Genomic DNA, 4,042 nt, shown 5'->3' with positions numbered 1-4,042 from the left:
TGTTTGCTGAGAACAAATTTATATAAATCAAATTGAAAAATACAAAATTGATATTCAAAAAAGTCATAGCTTTTATTAGGGCTATGACTAATCTTTAAATATTAAATTTCAGAATATTTACACCAATTACTTGACAGACTCACTTTTATCTTCATAATGCTCATAATTATACTATTTCTGTCTTTACAAATCTAAAATTTTTTAATTTAAATATCAAAAAATATCTATCTTAAATTGATTTCTGCCATTTTGCTTTGCCAAATATAGTAATTCATCTGTTTTTTCTACCCATTCTTTTTCATTTTTAAAATCTTGTTTTGAAAATATACCAAGACCCATGCTAATGGTAACATTCTCACTTATTTTAGAATTTTTGTGTTCTATCTTCAATTTTCCAATATTGTCTCTTATCTTTTCAGCAATACTAATAGCCTCATTCTCATCAACCTTTGGCATGATTACTAAAAACTCTTCTCCCCCATATCTAGTAACATCATATCTATCATCTTTCAGTGATTTTCTAAGCGTTTTTGCAACCATTTTTAAACACCAATCACCTTTTATATGCCCATAAAAATCATTGTATTTTTTAAAATAATCTATATCAATCATTATCAAACCCACATTAATTGAATTATCTACGTTTTCCTTCCAGCACTGTTTTAATTTCTCATCACAATACCTTCTATTCCCAATTCCTGTAAGCGGATCTTTTATTGATAATCTTGAGAGCTCTCTATTTGCCCTCTCAAGTGCATCTGTTCTTTGACTAATTTTCTCTTCTAATTCTGAATTTAGTTCTTGAAGTTCTTCATACATAGCTTCATTCTCTTGCGATAATATACTAATTTTTTCAAATGAATCATTGAATCTCCATGCTAAAAAAACCGCTTGAAGCAAAATAAATATTACTATTCCACCCGATAACATCTCTGGTGTACTTATGATGCCTAGCTCTCTAAATACATCGTTAGTTGCCCCAATTAAAACTGCTACAGAACCTAATGCCATGGTCTCTGCTCTCTTCGTATTTCGTATAAGCTTTTTTGATACTATTATATAGATTAAATAAGCCGCCGCAATAAGTATTAAAAAACTACAATATTCAAAAATAAAATCATATACCTTTACATTAGTAACTACTATCAAAATAGTTGATACTATACCTACTATTTTCAACAATTTTATAAATTTTTCTAATTCTGAAACTTTAAATATATCCTGTATATACATAGCTATAAACGGTAATACTATAAAGACCGGCAAAAATCCTAATTTCATCATCCATTCAGCTGAGAAATCAGGAAATAATCTAATCAATACTCTCTCGTGTACTATCATCTCCCTAATAGCTACACTAAAAGCTATTATAGCTAGATACATCATAGCTTTTTCTCTCTTTTGTATTTTATACAAAATACTATAATAAGCTGCAATTATCATCAAACTACCAATCGTAAAACTTTGCATTATAATTTTGTTATTTACACTTTTATATACTGCTTCTGATGTCCCAAACTTTAAAGAAAGCAATCTAATCCTTCTATGGTGAAAATTTGCAACTTGTATCAGCAATTCGCATTTTTTTGATTTTGCTTCAAAGAATATCTCCCTTGGCACATACTTAGCCTCATATTTTTGCTCGGCTATGTCAACTTTACCAGTTTCCGAAACCATTTTTCTATCAATCCAAACTTTATTAGACGATGAAAAGTAGGGAATTGATATTCCATAAACTCTGCCTTTCTCAAGCCCTTTTATAGTCAGTTTGAGTGTAGCTACACCTCTCCCATCTTTCAAAAAATTTCCATTATCATTCTTTGATAAATCACTAGGTAATTTTATATACTTTTTCCCATCAAATCTGTCAAAATCACTTGGACTAATCAATTCATCACAGGCAATTTGCCACTCGCCATCCAAATTTACAATATTTGTCAAATCAGCATTTTTAAAGTCTATTACACCATTCTTGGCAATAATCATATTTGAATTACTACTCATTAGCAATGTAATAACATAGCAAATCACTACCAACAACACTATTATCTTCCAATATATTTTTTTCAAATAAACACATTCTTTCTGTAAAGTATTTTGCCAAATGTCCTATGTACTTTAGAACCCAATCCCTTTTTTATTCTATCAAAAAAACTAGCTATTTTCAGCTAGTTTTTAATATATTGCAATATATTACACGATAAGTTCAAATCCCATCTTAGCAACTAATACAAAAGATACTATTACAAAAACAGGTTTTATAAATTTCGATCCGTTTTTAAGTGCCAACATAGTTCCTACTCTAGCACCTATAATCATAGATATTGCCATTGGTATAGCATATTCGAACTTGATATTTCCGCTAAACAAAAATATTACAAGAGCCGCAATATTACTTGTAGCATTTAGCGTTTTGCCATTACCCGCAGCATGTTTAAAATCGAGTCCAAATACTTTAATAAGAGAAAATATATAAAATGAACCTGCACCTGGTCCGAAAAAACCATCATAGAATCCAACTATACTAGATAGTAAACCACCTTTTACAAGCTTTTTCTTTGTTGGCTGCTCATATTTATATTCTATCCCAAGATTTTTATTTACCAAAGTATATACCCCTATAATTACGACCATGACTATTACCAAAGCCTTTAAAAAATTTGGATTTATCATAAGTACCGTATTTACTCCAATTACAGATCCTATAAATGTACACGGTATGAGAATTTTCATCAACCTCTCATTTAATGTTCCTGATTTGTAATAGTGAATAACACTACTAATAGCACCACAACTTGCAGAAAATTTATTCGTACCAAGAGCAATGTGTATTGGCATACCTGTAGAAATAAGTGCAGGAAGAGTAATCAATCCACCTCCGCCTACCATAGCATCAACCATTGCTCCTAAAAAACCTGCGACACAAATTACTAAATATATCATACTACACCTACCTATTCTTTAATTATTTCCAATATTTCTTTATGTTCTTCTATCGATTTGTCATTTATAAAATTCTCAATTATACGATTTACTAAACTATCTGATTCATAAGGAATACCATGAGCAGAGTTTTTGATTGTATATCCAATTCCTTTCTCTAGTAACATCAAGTTCTTTCTAGCAGATTTTTTCATTACTCTTTTCTCATTTTCGCCAACTAATATAAGTACAGGCTTCGTGAAATTTGATCTATTCTCAAAAACAAAATTTGAATTTTCATACAATACCCTATATAAAGTTTCCTTTGATACTTTGATTGAATCATTATAATAATCATCAAACATATAGTTTGGTATAGACAACTGATTTGATTGAATCTTAGCAAACCATCTAAGTTTTACAAGAGGCATAGAAACACTAACCAATGGTTTGAGCATAAAATTTACAAATTTCATTTGCTCATTTAATCCGCTTATAATGATTCCCCTTGATACTATTTCTTGATTATGCTCTAACATTGACATCAATATTTGCGCACCTATTGAATGTCCTATAACTACAGCTTCTTTGGACTCTGATTCATTAAGTACAATTTGACTTACCATTTCTTGGCAATTCTCTATACTAATAAACTCTATATCTTTGTTCTCACCATGCCCCGGTAAATCAAATACTATACATTTTTTATCTTCAAAATATTCAATCTGATTTTTCCACATCCACGGACCCATTCCAGCCCCATTTATAAAAATTATGAGTTGTCCACTTAAATTTCCACTTATGCTATACTTAAGCATATACCTACACCTCTTTTCCGAAACTTCATTTATTTGGCGTTATTATGTTTTTTCTTCTTTATTTCATCTAAATAAGAATATATCGTAACTCTAGAAACTTGAAGCCTTTCTGCAACTTTATCTATAGATCCTTTTGTAAGAAATATCCCTTTGTCATACATAAAGGTGCTAAACCTTTTTATTTTGAAAATATCAAAACAAAAAGATTTTTGCACCCTTTATAAATTACACCTCTATTTCAATTCTAATTGAGAATCATCGTGCATTATATGCTCTATTGCTACCGGCAAATCATGCATTCT

At 30.0% G+C, this 4,042-nt stretch carries 4 protein-coding genes; all 4 read right to left on the bottom strand.

What is annotated here, in order from left to right:
• Nucleotides 1-213 precede the first annotated feature (213 nt).
• Nucleotides 214-2,070, bottom strand: coding sequence for a diguanylate cyclase (locus tag N4A40_12420; protein ID MCT4662657.1), 1,857 nt, complete (start codon nucleotides 2,068-2,070; stop codon nucleotides 214-216).
• A 123-nt stretch (nucleotides 2,071-2,193) separates the two neighbouring features.
• Nucleotides 2,194-2,943 (bottom strand): TSUP family transporter, encoded by a 750-nt coding sequence (locus N4A40_12415; protein ID MCT4662656.1) that lies wholly within the window; start codon nucleotides 2,941-2,943, stop codon nucleotides 2,194-2,196.
• An 11-nt stretch (nucleotides 2,944-2,954) separates the two neighbouring features.
• Nucleotides 2,955-3,740: an alpha/beta hydrolase gene (locus N4A40_12410; GenBank protein MCT4662655.1), complete on the bottom strand. Its 786-nt coding sequence runs from the start codon at nucleotides 3,738-3,740 to the stop codon at nucleotides 2,955-2,957.
• A gap of 29 nt (nucleotides 3,741-3,769) precedes the next feature.
• On the bottom strand, nucleotides 3,770-3,901 hold the full coding sequence (locus N4A40_12405; protein ID MCT4662654.1) for a helix-turn-helix domain-containing protein: 132 nt from the start codon (nucleotides 3,899-3,901) through the stop codon (nucleotides 3,770-3,772).
• Between the last annotated feature and the right edge of the window lie 141 nt (nucleotides 3,902-4,042).

The organism is Tissierellales bacterium (genome assembly GCA_025210965.1).
Taxonomy (GTDB): Bacteria; Bacillota; Clostridia; order Tissierellales; family JAOAQY01; genus JAOAQY01.
Note: the sequence above shows the minus strand (reverse complement) of the source record. Positions and strands in the feature narration are given on the sequence as shown.

Coding starts and splice junctions, on each gene's coding strand:
- N4A40_12405 (MCT4662654.1), bottom strand. CDS start 3,901: ATGTATGACAAAGGGATATTTCTTACAAAAGGATCTATAGATAAAGTT.
- N4A40_12410 (MCT4662655.1), bottom strand. CDS start 3,740: ATGCTTAAGTATAGCATAAGTGGAAATTTAAGTGGACAACTCATAATT.
- N4A40_12415 (MCT4662656.1), bottom strand. CDS start 2,943: ATGATATATTTAGTAATTTGTGTCGCAGGTTTTTTAGGAGCAATGGTT.